This window comes from Pedobacter sp. PACM 27299 (genome assembly GCF_001412655.1).
In the GTDB taxonomy this organism is placed as follows: Bacteria; Bacteroidota; Bacteroidia; order Sphingobacteriales; family Sphingobacteriaceae; genus Pedobacter.
The window spans coordinates 2,959,082-2,975,692 of sequence record NZ_CP012996.1; the positions used below are offsets into that span (position 1 = coordinate 2,959,082).

A 16,611-nucleotide genomic window follows, 5' to 3' on the forward strand; every position below is an offset into this window, starting at 1 on the left:
TCTTTTTAAAGGGATGTACCGGGAGCAGCTGTATACCACCAGAACGCGGCCTTCAGCAGCGGATTATTTGCGATCTGAGTTAACCACAAACTGGAATGGGAAACTTCATAACGTTTCCAATTATGGGCTCGGTGCTCAATATAATATCAATAAAGACAAAAGCCTTTCCTTGGGATATAGTGGGAATTTAGAAAAAGAAGGGGGGAGTCAAGATAGTAAGAACAACATTAGCACGAGTGAAGGAACGCGTTTTTATACCAGCGACATCAAGAAAAATGAACGCAGGCTAAATCATTCCTTTACCTTTAATTACAACCAGACTATAGATACGCTGGGCTCGGTATTTTTTATCGGTAGTCAGTATTCGAATTACGATTCAGACATCAATGACCTCATTGACGAGCAAAGTTTTATCAATGGAACAGGTGGCTTCAGGGTCCTGAAAAATGATGTTCAACATGAAATTATGATTTCCAGTACGCAATTAGATTATGCCAAAGTTTTCAATGCCAGAGAAAAGCTGGAGCTAGGGCTTAAATTCAGCTATGTGAATACCAATTCTGGTACCGGTTTCGACATTTCGGAGAATGGGGGAGATTTTAGACCGGATGAGCACTTATCAAGTGATTTTGGATATATAGAGAAAATACCGGCAGCTTATTTGAATTACAGCGGCCTGATAATGGGCAAGATTAACTTCGGACTGGGTCTTAGGGGAGAATGGACCAATTACCAATTAAATACGAGTGTTGGAGGGGGGCAAGCGCTCCGAGATCATTATTTTAATGTTTTTCCGAACTTAATGCTCAGCAGGATGATTTCTGATCGGCTTAAATTGAGTGCTTCTTACGTTTCGAGGATCACCAGACCCAGGTATCAGGCTTTAAATCCATTTGTGGTATATCAGGATCCTTTACAACGATAGAAGGAAACCCTAACCTTATTCCTGAGAAAGTTCATTCTTTCGAATTAGGCGCAAATTACCGAAAAATTGACTTGAGGGTTGGTTATAATTATGTGAAAGATCCTTATAGTGCTGCCGCTTTGAAGGGAAGTATACCAAATAGCTATGTCTTAAAAGGCCTCAATCTGGAAAAGAGTCATGCTTATTTCGCTGCACTTTCTGTCTCCACAGGTATCGAATTCTGGACGGCTATAAATACATTAAGCCTCACCTATACCAAAATGATAGATGATCAGTTTTCTTTTGTATCCCTGTCGCCAAGGCCACAATGGTATTTATATTCCAGCAATACATTTAAGGTGAAAGATCTGTTTAAGTTAGAGTTGTTAGCCTGGTATCTTGGCGAGCGGTCTACAGGAGTGTATCAATATCGAAGCAGATCTTTAGTGACAGTAGGGATTAATAAAGAATTTTTTAAGGATGCATTAAAGTTGAAGTTTTTGGCAAATGATATCTTTAATAAAACAAATAGTTCAGGAAATTATAGTGTTGGAGAAACCGACATTTTTTACGACAGGACATTTAATAACAACTATTTCCGGCTGATGGCCACTTATAGTTTCGGTAAACTGAAAAACAGCACTTATAAAAATAAGGCAACAGGGCAGTCAGAAAATGGCAGGGCAAATTAATTTTTATCAGCGGACCTTTTTTATAAACAAAATCCATTCAAGATTTGGTTAATACTTTAAACTGATAGAGAATTAATGGAAGGATAAAATTATTAGTCCCGATCTTTCGATCGGGACTAGACGTTAGTGTGCTTTAAGTTTGCCAGCTATGGTTTCAAGCTTGCTTTTTAACTTGGTAATCGCACCATGAAGGGCTAAATCATAATTATTTCCTAAGCTGGAAACAGCAAAAGGCTCTCTACCTGAAATTCTTGCCTCTAATAAACAACGTTTGTCATCTATGCCTTCTTTACTTCCATTTTCGTCTGATAAATGTACCTCCAGACGGCTAATTAAATCATCGAATATGCCAAGACCCTCATTGATCTGATTTTTAATTTTTTCTTCGTATTCCTGGTGTATTGTTAAGTTTTTGTCGGTGTTCAGTTGGATAGTCATAGTCTCTTAGTTAAAATGTTTCTATCTATTGAACAATAAAACCAGGTTTTGGTTTTATTGTTCAATAGAATTCTTTCCTGGATTTTCAAATTTATATTTGTCTGTTCGATAGACAGGCATGTCTTGTATACCCATGACGCGTTTGTTCAGTTTGGCTTACGATCAAGGGTAGTTCATTCTTTAACTAGCAGTTTCAAATACGTAAAAATCTTCCCGCTATGCTCTGCTTCGTGATAGTTAGCCGCTTGTAATGCCTGGACATGATTTTTTACTTGAATTCCGATGGGTAATTCAAAAGGGGTATAGTTGACAAATAAACTGGATTCAAGATCTGATTCGAGTTTATTAACTGTATCAATCAATAAATGTTTCAGCTCATTAACATCTGGAGTAACCTTCCAAGAACCGGGAGAGGATCCAATTTTGAAGGACTCCATGAATTCTTTAGATATATACATTGGTAATCCGCTGCGCATATACATATGCCTCTGTTGGGAAGTGATACAATGACCAATTTGCCAGATTATGTTATTGTTAAAGCCCTCTGGAATTTTTAATAATATTTCGTAACTGTTTGTTTCCATCAATTGCAATAGCCTAGTCCGGCTAGCTCTTAAAATTTCAAATTCGAAACGTTCATGACTCATTTAAGTTTGTTTAAGTCCTTAGTACTGAAAGGAGAACTGAGGTTTTCTAAAGTAACTTTTTCAAAGTAAAGTTCAAAATTGACAGCTCATTTTTCATAATAGGTGCCTAATTATGGGGCTGGCCATGTAATTAAGAAGTTTTAATAACTTGCAGCATGGAATTCACCCAGAAATATCATTGGAAAATTATACTCAGCTATTTCTTTTTAGCTACGGGTATATCTCTAATTTTCAGAGTTTATGAACCTGGGTATTTGGACTTTATTAAGTTGCCCTATGGATTCGGACTTAATCTAGTGGTGGGATTTGGCCCGCTTCTGGCTGCTTTCTTATGCCGAAAACTATTTAAAGATGTGGTTGTAGTTCGTAAATTACCTTTATTCGGCAGCTCAATGTGGCGAAGTATTGCTTTTGTTTTGGCTCCAGTTGTGGTGCTGTGCACGATAGGTATAAGAAATCAGGAAGGACTAGATATTCACCTACTGGGTTTAAAAACAGGTTTAATGTGGCTCATTTATATTTATGGAGAAGAGTATGGATGGAGGGGGTATTTGCAACAATTGTTACCGGAGAATACTTTCATGAAGGCGCTTACTATTGGTATATTATGGTATTTCTGGCATCTTTCTTTTTTATTTGATCATTATAATCTTTTAAAAGAGTTGATCTTTTTATTGGTGCTAACTGTGGGGAGTTATATTGCATTGCTAGTTACCAACCGAACCGATAGTCTGTTAACAGCATTAGGTTTTCATTTTTCTTTTAGTGTGATGACAAATATTCCGTTTACAGTAAATTATAAATACGGGGTTATCATCATGGTCGTTTTTTGGGCAATACTTCTGTGGAGTTGGAAGCAGAATTTCGGGTATAAAAAAGATAGAATTATCAATTGATTGAAGTAAACTTTTAGTGTCATCTTGTAAGAATTTATGGTAAGTAGCTCCCTATACTTTACTCACCAAATTGCTCAGCATTAATAGTGGAACTATGGTGAATTCTGATATTGCTGAAGAGATCATGAGATTCTATCGTTAAAATAGTATTAGGGGCGGTTTTGTAATTCGACTCTTTGAATTACTCACTATTTTTTTAATACGTTTTAGCTGCAATTGCTAATATGTAAAGATAGCTATTCTCTTCAAAAAGTAAAACGAATTTGCTATGTGGTTTGACCCCAGCGCGGGGTACTGACCGGAATCGAACACATCGATTCCGGTTTTTTTTATGCCCTTTATACCTTAAAATGTGCTTTAAACTGTGTTCAAAGTATTGCTACTGAATCTATTTTTTTTTAAACATCATGAGCGGGCATTTTTTTAACCAAATCATTGTATTTTTATTTGTCTCGATCGGCATAATACAAATTCCTCTGTATTATATATGTTTTGGGTATACCTTTTCAGACCCAATTTATTTATCATATACTCATTATCAAAAACTAAAGATGACGTTTAAATAATGAAATGAGTTCTTGATTAATTGTAGAGGATCAGGGTCTAAATTTTTTACTAGTAATCCTGTTTTATAAGTTGTATAGACAATATGAGTGTTTCTTTTTAGGAGATCAAATAAAACAGGGAATAATGAGAATCGGTTATCATTTCATTAGGGCAATTTTAATCTTGTTGCTTAAAACGGATACGTTATCTTGACTTAGGTTATCATTAACAAGTATCATGATTCCCACTTTGTCTTCGGGATAGGTCACACAAAGTGTGCTAAATCCAATACCTGTCCGGCCACTATGGTAAAGAAAGTGTTTCCCCTCATTATTGCCAATCATCCAACTTAAGCCAACACCAGTACTGTCTGTTTGTTGATAAGTTTCCTCGTGTGATAATCTTATCGCAGGGTCAGTTTCATCAACATTAGCTATTACATATTTAAGCATATCCGTCATGGTTGAATTCATACTCGGCCCCCCAGGGTAAAAAAGGTTAGTATTAATCTCATTTGTTTTTTTGTTTGTGAGATCATACCATTGTACGGGACGTAATGCATCTTTATATCCCTGAATAAAACGGTTTAACTGGTTAACAGGAATTTTCGTTCTTGTATCATAGAGACCAAGGTGGCTTTTAAGGTAATTTGTCACTAACAGCTCATACGGTTGATGATATATCCTTTCAAGTAAAAGAATAAGGATTGTCATGGCATTGCCGTTATATTCATACTTAGTACCGGGCAATGTATCAAGCTTGAATTTATGCATATCTTTCATTAAGGTATCCTGATTATACTTCGCAAAGAAATCAAGCTGTTTAGGCAGACTTATGTTCTTTATGCTATCGATGACTTTTGCCGGAAAATTTCTGGATGACTTCGGTAGACCAGACGTATGATTCGCTATGTCAATCAATCTTACGGGGCGAGCTTGATATTGCAAATTAGGATACTTTCCTGGGAGATATTTCCGGATGTCGTCTTGTAGGTTTGCTCTTTTATCTATAACAGCTTGTGCAAGCATAACTCCAATAAATGTTTTGGCTACGGAACCTAAATTAAATAACTGATTTGCTTTAATTAGTTGACCTGTTCCTTTTTTTGATTCACCATAGTTGTATATTGAACTGCGTCCATTTTGATAAATAGCGATTGAAAGACCAACCGTGCCTGGATTAGCCATGTAATCTGCTGCAGCTTCTTGTACAGCTATATCTAATTTGTCTATGAGGGGATTATCAGTAAGCAATTTTTCTGTTTGTGAACAGCACTGAATAGAAATTAAACTAAGTATTATAGTTGTAAATATAAAAAAGCATTTTTTCATAATAAAATTTACACTATGATGCATAGCATAGTACCTTGTTACATAGGAAAATCTTATATTGTTATGGCACTTTAATTTTTATCAAAAAAGGTGATATAATCTCCTGTAAGGTGTGCGAGCCATCCATTTTACCTAGATACCTGCATTTAATGGCTTCGGAAGTTATTCCGATACCGAAATTTACCAACTCCTGATGTGCTTGATAAACTGAACTTTGCAGTTGATCCAAATAGGAATTAAGCATCTTCACATCTTCTTTCGTTCCGATCAATCGGCTGGATCTCTTACTCCAACGGCTGGGGTTACAATCCCTGCTGGTCGCGATTTCTGCACGTTTACCATCAACCGTAATTCTCATGTAGATAGGGGTGTTGCCCCTGATGTAGTTCTTTTGCTTTTTCAGATAAAAAAGCAGGCTGAAGTTCGTTTTCATCATTTAATGATTAAGGGTGAAACAAAAATAGCTTTGCAGTTTAACGCTTACAAGATGTTCAGTTTGTAACTACCTGTTCATTAGTTGAATATGTGCAATTCGGTGAGTAGGGTAAATTTTCCAAATGACTCACCGAATCGCTCAATTTTTTATGAGAATTGGTGCGAGTTTTGCCACCCCGGTAAAAGTAAAAAGGCCGTTAGTCATGCGATTAACAGCCTTTTGTACGTTTTGATTTTGAATCTTGTGATCCCGCTGGGATAATAACCTAATATTCCAAGTGGTACTAAATGAGCAAGATATAAATAATATTTGATCATCATTTCAATGAGGGCACCGAAAAGGGCACCAGTTATTTTGATTCGATTTGACCAATTTTAAAGAACAAGTGTTTTCTCTAATGTAGTAAATACTCTTTTGAATTGCAATTTTTTATATTAATTACTGCCTTTTCAATCAACGTTTTATTAATCTAGTTTGTCTAAATTGTTTGAGTTTTTAATTTTCGCCACTACCCAAGGACTTGTCAAAACTAATAGTCTCTCATCTTCAATTTCGTTTTATTAATTTAAAAGGGAAAAATTATGGCAACATTGGAATTACTTACTAAAGAAGATCTTGAAATGTTCAAATTAGAACTATTTGCTGAACTTAGACGACCAGGACAAAAGTTACATAAACAAAGTGAGCAAAAAGAATGGCTGAAAAGCTATGAAGTTCGAAAACTGTTAAGTATATCACCTGGAACGTTACAGAGTCTTAGAAATACTGGTACATTAAAATTTAATAAAATTGGAGGACTCATGTATTACAAATATGAAGATGTCGCCACATTAGTTGAAGGTAAAAGTAGGGAAGGTAGGTGATATGAATGTTAAATAAATACTTCAAAATGTTTAATTTTTGGAATGGTTCTGCTAAAAATCAAATAGACCGTATTTAAATTTAGCAACAAAAACACATTTACAATAAATCCGTTCTGATTTTGAGCGGGGGAGAGGGAATTCTAATAGAACACCTTTAAGGAATTTTTACTGTTTTAAAGCAAATTTTTGGTAAATAGTGAGATTTCCCTCTTATCTTTTTTCGATGGTAGGGAGTTATAAATTTTCAACGTTTATGATAAATCATTTGTTCTTGAAAAGTATTTTCAATTCAGGCTCCAACTCTAGGGCAAGATAGAGGTAAGTAATTAGCTTAATGGCGTTGGTCTTAGTACCGAAGTTATGATTAGCTCCATGCAGAATGCCATGCCGATTTAATGTGTTAGCGGTGTGCTTTTCAGTGCGATAGTAGGCATAATAATGACTTGAAAAATGCAAAAAGTGGCTGAGTGCGATGCCAGCTAAACCTAGTTCATAGTCATGTTGGAGCTCATTTTGAAGTGCCTTTTTTAAAATCAAATGCCCAAATTAGACAACAAAGAGTAACATAAAATTATTCGTTTTCCTTAACTGCATTGTGGAACATATAAGGTGCTTCAAATAGGATGTGAGCCAAAAGAAAGTTATTTTTAAACAAAAGCAATGCACAGAAATTCATACCCTATGAACCAACAAAATCCTGGAAAATTAGCCCATCACAATTCTATAAACAATTAAGACCCGAAAATTTTTCGGATTTGGAAGAAATTACCGAATTCAAATTACCCAAGGAAGTATTAGCATTTGAGCTCGATAAGTTATCTGGTTATGAGTCAGGATTTGCGGTTTTGCAAAAGATCCATGTACCCCATACTTGGCTAGTAAAATTGGTTTGCATAGGTCTAAATGGCCACTTTGGCCCGAAAATAGATGGTCAGTTTGTAGGTTCTTAGTCACTTTTGGTGAAGAATTTAATCGTTCAGTATTAAATAGCTATTCTGATTCGTCAAAAGGCCGCTTAAAAACTAGCCTACTGACCCCAATGATATTTAAATTATAGTTTTCACCAAAAGTGACGAAGAACCAGTTTGTAGTGGAATAGAACGTCAGTTTAAAACCGGAATAGGTGATCACTTTTGTCGGATTACTCAGCTGAGGATAAAAATGACGAAACTGATGAGTTAGAAAGAGGTGTTTCTCGATGATTATTCAGGACACTTTTTTTATGTATTTTTATCCGAGAAAAAGTGATACTGCCAATATCCCATTTCGGGTGATCTAATAATTAAGGGAATGACTTTGTAAGAGTTGTCTCAACAGCTCCAATGTATGATTTTGGCATAGAGACTGGGCTAAACTCAGTTATTTATTGGGATTCCGTGAAATTCCTTTGGTTATCGATTTAAAAGATGTTCAGCCTATCAGCAAATTCATGAATTTGGAAAAGATCTCAATTTAATCATGGTAAGTTACATGAGGATATTTTCTTTTTGTAACTGTTTCCGATAGAAATCTGTTTAAATTTTTAAATGCTTAATTTTTATTTAGCCTTTAAAAAATCTCTTTGCTGATGTATTATTGCTTGTATGGAAAAAGAGATTGATAAAACTACTTATTTACACGGGATTTATCTTACAGATAAGCTTAAATGTGAAAACATTCGGGAAACAGAAACCCTTTGCTCGTTGATGTATGCCTCTTTGTTTGTGCGTGGAAGCAGATCGGATTATTACACTATACCATTTGACCAACTTAAAAACAAAGCTGATGAAATATTTACAGGGTTAATCAACTCACGGGCTGCCTTGCTAGTTCAAGCAGGATTAATCAGGAAAGGAATTGAACTAAAGAATAACCAAAATAGTATGCCAATGTCCGAAGAGGAGATGAACATGATTTTGAAAAAGGCTGACATCGAGCTAGAATTTGAAAGGTACAGGCGTGATTTGGCTCCAGAGATACCATCGAGGTTAACATGTTTGTATCTTGCTGAGGACGATGAAGATTATAATGGTAGGTTAAATATTCAAAATATGCTAACACAATTGGAGTGGAGACCATTTGTTTTTCAGGTTGAGATTAAAGACAATTTTGGTCTCCATAAAGCAGATAACAGGTGGTATGATTCTTATTTTTATGACCCTAAGCCTGAGTATATTGCTAATTATTGGAGCAGCATGCCTTTAGATGTCGTTTCAACCTGGGAGTTTTTGCTTGAAGGATCAATTAGGTTCGTTTCTCAGGACGAAATTGAAATGATAAAGACTCAAGGTTCTTTTAAGTTTCCTGCAAGTAGGTAGCAGATATTGAATAGGGTGATGAACTTATCTTTGCTGATTTTGAACCGGTTTTCGTTGGCGGATCGGGTTCATATTATTTTTTCTTTAATCAATAGATAAAGAAAAAATAAATGACTCCGTTTTTACTCAAACTCATTCCAGTAGGTTTTTGGAAAAAAAATGTGCAATTTGGTTATTCAAGAATTCGCGAAATGGGACAAGAATTCCGAGAAAAATTAATTTGTCATGCACATTGAAAAAGTTGTAATAACGAACTTCAAGTCTTTTCGTCAGAAATTTACACTTGAGCTTAAAAATGGATTGAATATACTGGTGGGGGATAACGAGGCTGGTAAGTCAACCATCCTCGAAGCTATACACCTCACTCTATCTGGTTTGTCCAACGGTAGATATTTCAAAAATGACCTGTCCGAACACTATTTCAATGCCTCAGCGGTAGCTGAGTATTTAGATAGTTTAAATTCTGGTCATCCCATCCAACCTCCAAAAATTACTGTAGAACTATTTTTCGGTGGCGAGTTTCCTTTATTTCAGGGCGATGGAAACAGCATACGGCGTAGTGCATCTGGGGTATGCATGTCTATAGCGCTTTCAGAAAGATATCAGGAGGAATATAACGATTATGTTTCCGAAGGTACAGTTAATGCGCTACCAATAGAATTTTATGAAATTAATTGGGATACTTTTGCCCGGGAACCGGTTACACCTAGGAAGATTCCCATAAAGTCTGCCCTTATTGATTCAAGTAGCAGCCGGTATAATAATGGATCAGATGTCTATATGGCCCATATCATTAAAAATCATCTGGATCAACGTCAAAAGAATGAACTCACTCATGCACACAGGAGATTGCAAGGTGAATTTCTACTAGACGACTCTGTGAGAAGGGTGAATCAAAGCATTGGGGAAATTACGAGGAAGACTCAATATGATAAGCATGTAGCATTGACCGTGGATCTATCTTCTACAAATGCCTGGGAATCTGGTTTCTTAGCATGTGTTAATGAAATACCTTTCCATCACATTGGCAAAGGCGAGCAGGCCGTTATTAAAACCAAGCTTGCTTTAGAGCATAAAAAATCAAAAGAAGCCAATATCATACTTTTGGAAGAGCCTGAAAATCACCTTTCTCATGCTAAGTTGAACCAGCTCATCAAAGATATTCATGATAAGTGCTCGGAAAAGCAAATTTTGATATCTACTCACAGTAGTTTCGTTGCCAATAAGCTAGGTCTGGATAGCCTGATTCTGATAGACAATAAGTTACAGGTTCGACTTGATGACTTATCCACAGATACTCAACGCTTTTTTGAAAAAATACCGGGTTATGATACCCTCCGCATGATTCTCTGTAAAAAGGCAATTCTTGTGGAAGGAGATTGTGACGAACTGCTGGTACAGCGGGCCTACATGGACCGCAACAGGGGGAGACTGCCAATTCAAGATGGAATTGATGTGATTTCTGTTGGGACTAGTTTTCTTCGTTTTCTACAAATAGCAGAAAAAATCAAAAAGCCGGTTCGTATTGTAACAGACAATGATGGAAGGATAGAGGAACTTAGAAAGAAATACGAACGATACCTTGGGGACAATAAAAGGCCGAATATTGAGATTTGTTTTGACGAAACTGTTGATCAGGGAGCATTGAAAATCAATGGTTCGTCTTTTAATTACAACACCTTGGAACCAAAGTTTGTCAAGGCGAATTCCGTTGAGTTGCTCAACAAAATTTTAGAACTAAACAAAACTGAGCATGATCTTCACATTTATATGAAGAGCAATAAGACGGAATGTGCTTTAAAGATTTTCGATACTAGGGAAAAAATTAATTTCCCGCTATACATCCTCAATGCCATCGCATAATAATAGGCTGATCATATCGGTGGCAGGATCAGGTAAGACAACTTACCTTGTCAATCAGGCGATGAAGGTCAGGAATGGACAGGTATTGATTACAACATATACAGAAGCCAATGAACAGGAAATTAAGAATAAGTTTATGCAGCTTCATAAATGTATTCCTGCTCATGTCACCATTCAAACTTGGTTTTCGCTGCTAATCCAGCATGGAGTTAAGCCCTTCCAAGGCCAGCTATTTCCAGAAAAAATCAATGGTATGATATTGGTCAGTGGACAATCTGGTGTCAAATACACTACCAAAGCCGGTATAAATGTCATATTTAGCGAGGAAACAGATTTTAAGAATCACTACATGACCTCTGGTAACAAATTGTATTCCGATAAGCTTTCAAAATTTGTAGTCAGAGCAAACCAAAAATCCGAAGGAAGCGTAATTAATAGATTTTCGAACATTTTCACGGATATTTTTATTGATGAGGTTCAGGACCTAGCAGGAAATGACTTGGAGTTTATCAAACTATTGCTTAAAAGCAAATCAAGAGTGCTTATGGTTGGGGATCCGCGTCAGGTCACTTACCTTACCCACAATGAGAAGAAGAATAGTCAGTTCAAAGATGGCAATATCAAGGATTTTATTTTGGAAAAATGCAAAAGTCGTTGTTGCGTTGATGAAGAAACATTGACATTTTCCCATAGAAATAACTTACCCATCTGTGAATTTTCTTCCAGGCTTTACCCGGCATTTCAAGTAAGCAAGCCTTGTTCATGCGAAGATTGCCGTATTGAAGCAAACGATCACTTGGGAGTTTTTTTGGTCAATTCTAAAGACTTGGAAAATTATACCCTGAAATTCCGTCCTACTGTATTGCGCTATCAATTATCAGGCGAGAACGAATGGAACTTTGGTGCTTGTAAAGGGCTGGGGTTTGACAGGGTGTTAATATATCCTACAGCAGGTATGCTAAAATATCTGCGGGATGGTTTGTTGGAACATACTTTTCAGCAGAAAAAAAAGAAGGCTTTTGACATTGCCAAGCTTTATGTAGCAGTTACCCGTGCAAGATATAGCGTCGCATTTTTATGTGAAGATACTTCGGGAAATTTTATAGATGGAATTTCAAAGTGGTCGTTTTTAACTAATAGAAACCCTACACTTTTTGAGAGCGATTAGTTTTTTTAATACTTATGGGGTTGACGGTTTTAATTAACGCCGTGAGGATATCAATTATTAAAAAAATGTCTGTTTGGGAGTATGTCTATGGTCGTTGAAATATGGTTATTGATTGAAATTATGACTCAGGTTGTATATTTCGGTAAAAGTGGGGAAGAACCAGTTTGTAGCGGAATGAGTGACCATTTTCCCTGAAATATCCACCTAAGACTTAATAGGCTCATTCGAAAGGCTACCGGTAAATAAATCACAAAATCAGTTCGTTAAACTTTGTTAAAAATTCTCTGGAAATTGTTTAACTTTTAGCGGGATTCGCTGCAATTCAGCGAGTAAACATTTAACGATTCTTAACCAAACCAAACTAATGAGTAAAATACCAGCTAAGTATGCGTACAGATACATGTACCACTTTACACACATCGACAATTTGCCAGCTATTCTTGAACACGGACTTTTATGTACAAACGAGAAAGTCGCGCGGGGTCTGCTTCACTTTAATGTCGCAGCGGAAGGTATCCAGGAGCGTCGCCACACCATGACAGTCACCTGCGGCCCCGGTGGGGTGGTACATGATTACGTTCCTTTTTATCTGGGAGCAATTAATCCAATGTTTGTTAGTATCATTAACAGCAAGAATGTAGACCAGCACGAAATGATTTTCTTTGCTGTTCCTATTAAAATACTAGAAGAGAAAGGTACAGTATTTACCGATGCATCTGCTAATACAGCCATGCCGCCTAATTTTTATGCAGATCCAGAATCTCTTGACAAACTAAACTGGGCTGCTATCGATGAGAAGAAATGGGGCCGTGGCACTGACGATCACCGCCATCAACGGATGGCCGAAGTTCTCGTTTGGAATAACTTGCCCATCGATAGAATTGAAACCATTATCGTCTGGAATGACCATATAAAAGATAAAATTATAAAGATGTATAAAGATGCAGGCCTCGAGCCTCCGGCTTTTAGTTATTCAGAATTTAGGGGAAAAAGATTTTTCCTCTTCAAATTTATGGTGAAGGGGCAGGAGAATTATTCCCTCATTACAGGACCTAGAATTTTAAAGTCAACGGTTAAAAAGGCAATCAAAGAAGTCTGCAAAGACATAAATAGCAGAACGGGGAAGACATTTAAATTTAAAGATATATACGAAGCGTTAAAGAAAATTCAGGAAGATTTTTGTGCGGTTAAAGAATTGGCTGGCATATACAATTTAAAAACTGACAATGTAATACATCGTGAAACGGTTAGTGACCATACTCAACGTGTTGTTAAAAATGTGTTGAAGAGCGACTTTTACAAAAATTCGAGCCCGGAAAATCAATGCATCTTGGAACTTTCTGCATATTTGCATGACATTGGGAAGGGGCCGGCAAGTAAATGGAAGGATGGTATTCAGACTGCTTACCCTGATCATCCGGCAGACGGAGTAGAAATGGTCGCCAGGTTCCTGTATGAAGATGTAGAGGAGCTGACAGAGTATCAAGTCAGAATGATTATATTACTGGTATCATACCATGACTTGATTGGGGAAATTTTAGCACCTGGGAGGGATGAGCAGCAATTGAAAGATATCATTCAAACCAGGCTTGAACTTGAAATGTTGTCGGTCTTAAACCGGGCAGACGTAGCTGCGCTTAACATTGAATGGCAATGGAATTTTGATGGTAAAATAAGAAGATTTATCGAAAGTATAGTAGAAGAAACAGGAATAGAATGATTGAATTTGTAACTGGAAATTTTTTTGATTACGATGCGGAAGTCCGCGTCAACACTGTAAACTGCGTTGGCGTGATGGGTGCTGGAGCTGCTTTGCAGTTTAAAAACAAGTTTCCCAAAATGTTCGATGAATATGTGCGGGAATGTAAGCTTGGAAGGGTGAAAATCGGTAGACCCCACGTTTGGAAAGACCAGGAATTTTTCAATCATTCTCCAATCATCATCAACTTTCCAACCAAAGATCATTGGAAAAAACCTTCGGAATACGAATATGTAGAAAAAGGGCTGGTCTGGTTGCGTGAATATCTTCAGGAAACCAAACCTGCATCGATCACTGTCCCAGCGTTGGGATGTGGTCATGGGGGACTTGACTGGGGACAAGTTCGGCCAATGATAGAAAACCAGCTGGCTAATTTAAGTATGCGAATCATCGTGTTTGAACCAGAGAGTTCTACTAAAGTTGAAAGTTCTCCCGAACTGGAAGCAGAATTAAAGGCTAAAAATATCAATACATTGATCCCCAGTGATCTCAGTTATCCAAGACAACTTACCGGGAAATCTGCTGCAGAGATTTACGTTAAGGGAAATACTAAACTCCTAGAAAATAAATCCATCTTGTCCATACTAGTTAACTCAAAGGCGGCAGAGCGGGACAGGGCTGCCGCCATGCAACTTATAGAAACCCTTCCCTCAGAAAGCAACGTAGTTTGCCTGATGAATTATAATTCAAGTTTTGAAATCGACCTCATTGGCAAATTGCTGGATAAAAAAATCAAAGTCATTCTGATGGCACCCTATGGAATACTTAACCTGAAACTTCGTAAAGACATTCTTGGGCAGTGGAACGAGGAAAGGATGCTGGTGATTTCTTTGAGCAAACCTAAGCAGTCTTGGTCTGCGATCGAGGGGATCAAAGGCCTGAAATTTAGGCTCGCGATGGCGAAATCTGTACTGATTTCCAGTGAAGACCTTTCCTTCTTTGAGAAATATGAGAAAGAATTTGTCGAACAGCAAAAGCCATATTTCTATCTCAACTTCTGGAACATCAAACCAACCTTCCTGGAGACACTCAATGCAGTTAAGCTCGGCAGGGACAAGGTGTCATCTATACTCAATCTTTCCGGAATGCTATCAAGCCTTTCCAATTGATCAAACTCTGCTTAAGACTAGGTAAGAAGCAAATCTTAAAGCGGAGCGAGAAACAACAAAGCCCTACCGACGCAGTCGGGATGAGGCTTAAGGTTTGATTCACCCCCTCCAACGGGATCACTGGAGCGCAGCGGAGGTAATCCTGCCACCCCGACAACATAGATGTCAAATTCTATCAAAAACCCTCTAAATGTCACAGTTTAGAGGGTTTTTTCGTTTTAGTCATATCAAAGAAAAGCAAAGAATATCAAGGTTTTTATGGATCATGTTCAAAAGTTGTGGACTCGATGAATAAATAGGATATTTGTTTCATAATATTTTATCCCGTGCACGAATCCTTTAAAGCCCTGCTTCCATTGATCATCCCCGTTGGTGTATCTGATTATTTCGAACTTTCCAGTCATAAAAAAGACGATAGCGGTATCCATTTCTATCTTGAAGAGCTGAACTCGATTCCCATGGAATACCAGTCCAATAAGCTCCTTTCAAAAGGTTTCTTTGATGAAGTGATATTGCAGGACTTCCCCATTCGTGGACAAGAGGTCTATCTTCATATTAAACGCCGTCGATGGTTGAACCAGGATACCGGTAAGGTGGTTTACCGGAACTGGGAACTGGTGGCAAAAGGGACGCGTATCACAAGTGATTTCGCGGCTTTTTTAAAAGCTATCAGTGGATACCCAAGCCCATAGCATCCATACGATCAGCTCTTTTTACGGGGTAAAAGCCAGTAGATTAAGAAGATATTATAGGGACAAGCTAAGTGGTTTTCAGCATTGGAAACATAGGAATGATGCCACCGCTGGACTGGTCTTCCCCGAAAATATCAGTGGCCATCTTTCCATAGACGAGACTTGCCTGTCCCATGGAGAACTTTATACCGTAGTCACCAACAAATGCGCCCGCGGTAAAAAGGGTACTATTGTAGCGATATTAAACGGTACAAAATCCGACAACATCATTCCCGTACTACAGAAGGTCCCTTCCAGGATACGCAATAAAGTACGTGAAATAACCTTGGACCTGGCCGGAAACATGGGGCTTATCGCCAAGAAATGCTTTCCCAATGCCGTTCAGGTAATCGACAGGTTCCATGTACAGCAACTGGCTACTGAAGCGCTCCAGGAGATCAGGATAAAATACCGCTGGCTGGCAATAGATGATGAAAACCTACAGATAGAACTCGCCAAAAAAGACAAAAAACCGTACAATCCAGAGATACTTGAAAATGGGGATACGGTTAAGCAACTGTTGGCAAGAAGCCGATATCTGTTGTATAAGAATGAAAATAGATGGTCTAACGATCAGCAACAAAGAGCGAAACTGCTATTTGAAAGATATCCTGATATTGAAAAAGCGTACAGGCTCAGCCAAGAACTCTCATGGATATTCAGTACAACAACAGATAAGATCTATGCTTTTGCCAGGCTAGCCAAGTGGAACGAAAAAGTAGAGCAATCTGGCTTTAAGGCTTTCAATACCGTATCCAGAACGGTAATACTCCATCACAAAAAGATACTGAACTACTTCGACAACAGAAGTACAAATGCATCCGCCGAATCTTTCAATGCTAAAATAAAGGGGTTCAGAAGCCAGTTCAGAGGAGTAGGAGATATAAACTTTTTCCTGTTTAGGCTAACAAAATTATTTGCCTAGTCCACA

Annotated in this window: 13 protein-coding genes and 1 pseudogene; 10 read left to right on the forward strand and 4 right to left on the reverse strand. The window is 37.6% G+C overall.

Going from position 1 to position 16,611, the window contains the following annotated elements; translation table 11 throughout:
- The first annotated feature begins 13 nt into the window (after positions 1-13).
- A pseudogene (locus tag AQ505_RS26915) lies at positions 14-1,596 on the forward strand (outer membrane beta-barrel family protein).
- A 123-nt stretch (positions 1,597-1,719) separates the two neighbouring features.
- Here AQ505_RS26915 and AQ505_RS12375 read toward each other — a convergent pair.
- Together AQ505_RS12375 and AQ505_RS12380 are read right to left on the reverse strand one after the other, a co-directional pair.
- On the reverse strand, positions 1,720-2,034 hold the full coding sequence (locus AQ505_RS12375) for an HPF/RaiA family ribosome-associated protein (protein ID WP_062548466.1): 315 nt from the start codon (positions 2,032-2,034) through the stop codon (positions 1,720-1,722).
- A gap of 173 nt (positions 2,035-2,207) precedes the next feature.
- Positions 2,208-2,681 carry a DinB family protein gene (locus AQ505_RS12380; protein ID WP_062548467.1) on the reverse strand — a complete coding sequence of 158 codons (474 nt, stop codon included), beginning with the start codon at positions 2,679-2,681 and terminating at the stop codon, positions 2,208-2,210.
- A gap of 155 nt (positions 2,682-2,836) precedes the next feature.
- Here AQ505_RS12380 and AQ505_RS12385 point away from each other — a divergent pair, with 155 nt between their 5' ends.
- A complete protein-coding gene (locus AQ505_RS12385) occupies positions 2,837-3,577 on the forward strand; it encodes a CPBP family glutamic-type intramembrane protease (RefSeq protein WP_062548468.1) in 741 nt (246 codons plus the stop codon).
- A 704-nt stretch (positions 3,578-4,281) separates the two neighbouring features.
- Here the strand turns inward: AQ505_RS12385 and AQ505_RS12390 are convergent.
- Both AQ505_RS12390 and AQ505_RS12395 read right to left on the reverse strand, forming a co-directional pair.
- Positions 4,282-5,454, reverse strand: coding sequence for a serine hydrolase domain-containing protein (locus AQ505_RS12390; RefSeq protein ID WP_062548469.1), 1,173 nt, complete (start codon positions 5,452-5,454; stop codon positions 4,282-4,284).
- 61 nt (positions 5,455-5,515) lie between these two features.
- Complete coding sequence (locus AQ505_RS12395; protein ID WP_062548470.1) at positions 5,516-5,890, reverse strand: Arm DNA-binding domain-containing protein; 375 nt, start codon at positions 5,888-5,890, stop codon at positions 5,516-5,518.
- Between the two features lie 581 nt (positions 5,891-6,471).
- Here AQ505_RS12395 and AQ505_RS12400 point away from each other — a divergent pair.
- From AQ505_RS12400 to AQ505_RS12445, 8 genes are all read left to right on the forward strand, one after another.
- Positions 6,472-6,753, forward strand: coding sequence for a helix-turn-helix domain-containing protein (locus AQ505_RS12400; protein WP_062548471.1), 282 nt, complete (start codon positions 6,472-6,474; stop codon positions 6,751-6,753).
- A gap of 1,583 nt (positions 6,754-8,336) precedes the next feature.
- Positions 8,337-9,050 carry a hypothetical protein gene (locus AQ505_RS12415; protein WP_062548474.1) on the forward strand — a complete coding sequence of 238 codons (714 nt, stop codon included), beginning with the start codon at positions 8,337-8,339 and terminating at the stop codon, positions 9,048-9,050.
- Positions 9,051-9,275: 225 nt separating this feature from the next.
- On the forward strand, positions 9,276-10,913 hold the full coding sequence (locus AQ505_RS12420; RefSeq protein ID WP_062548475.1) for an ATP-dependent nuclease: 1,638 nt from the start codon (positions 9,276-9,278) through the stop codon (positions 10,911-10,913).
- Positions 10,900-12,081, forward strand: a complete 1,182-nt coding sequence (locus tag AQ505_RS12425) for a UvrD-helicase domain-containing protein (protein ID WP_062548476.1) — start codon at positions 10,900-10,902, stop codon at positions 12,079-12,081. The genes AQ505_RS12420 and AQ505_RS12425 overlap by 14 nt, the downstream gene beginning before the upstream one ends.
- Positions 12,082-12,445: 364 nt before the next feature.
- Complete coding sequence (gene darT, locus AQ505_RS12430; protein WP_062548477.1) at positions 12,446-13,801, forward strand: type II toxin-antitoxin system toxin DNA ADP-ribosyl transferase DarT; 1,356 nt, start codon at positions 12,446-12,448, stop codon at positions 13,799-13,801.
- On the forward strand, positions 13,798-14,949 hold the full coding sequence (locus AQ505_RS12435; RefSeq protein ID WP_062548478.1) for a macro domain-containing protein: 1,152 nt from the start codon (positions 13,798-13,800) through the stop codon (positions 14,947-14,949). The genes darT and AQ505_RS12435 overlap by 4 nt, the downstream gene beginning before the upstream one ends.
- A 326-nt stretch (positions 14,950-15,275) precedes the next feature.
- Positions 15,276-15,641 (forward strand): ISAon1 family transposase N-terminal region protein, encoded by a 366-nt coding sequence (locus AQ505_RS26920; RefSeq protein ID WP_062548479.1) that lies wholly within the window; start codon positions 15,276-15,278, stop codon positions 15,639-15,641.
- Positions 15,622-16,605, forward strand: coding sequence for an ISAon1 family transposase (locus AQ505_RS12445; RefSeq protein ID WP_062548480.1), 984 nt, complete (start codon positions 15,622-15,624; stop codon positions 16,603-16,605). The genes AQ505_RS26920 and AQ505_RS12445 overlap by 20 nt, the downstream gene beginning before the upstream one ends.
- Positions 16,606-16,611: the final 6 nt, after the last annotated feature.

Coding starts and splice junctions, on each gene's coding strand:
- AQ505_RS12375 (WP_062548466.1), bottom strand. CDS start 2,034: ATGACTATCCAACTGAACACCGACAAAAACTTAACAATACACCAGGAA.
- AQ505_RS12380 (WP_062548467.1), bottom strand. CDS start 2,681: ATGAGTCATGAACGTTTCGAATTTGAAATTTTAAGAGCTAGCCGGACT.
- AQ505_RS12385 (WP_062548468.1), top strand. CDS start 2,837: ATGGAATTCACCCAGAAATATCATTGGAAAATTATACTCAGCTATTTC.
- AQ505_RS12390 (WP_062548469.1), bottom strand. CDS start 5,454: ATGAAAAAATGCTTTTTTATATTTACAACTATAATACTTAGTTTAATT.
- AQ505_RS12395 (WP_062548470.1), bottom strand. CDS start 5,890: ATGATGAAAACGAACTTCAGCCTGCTTTTTTATCTGAAAAAGCAAAAG.
- AQ505_RS12400 (WP_062548471.1), top strand. CDS start 6,472: ATGGCAACATTGGAATTACTTACTAAAGAAGATCTTGAAATGTTCAAA.
- AQ505_RS12415 (WP_062548474.1), top strand. CDS start 8,337: ATGGAAAAAGAGATTGATAAAACTACTTATTTACACGGGATTTATCTT.
- AQ505_RS12420 (WP_062548475.1), top strand. CDS start 9,276: ATGCACATTGAAAAAGTTGTAATAACGAACTTCAAGTCTTTTCGTCAG.
- AQ505_RS12425 (WP_062548476.1), top strand. CDS start 10,900: ATGCCATCGCATAATAATAGGCTGATCATATCGGTGGCAGGATCAGGT.
- darT (WP_062548477.1), top strand. CDS start 12,446: ATGAGTAAAATACCAGCTAAGTATGCGTACAGATACATGTACCACTTT.
- AQ505_RS12435 (WP_062548478.1), top strand. CDS start 13,798: ATGATTGAATTTGTAACTGGAAATTTTTTTGATTACGATGCGGAAGTC.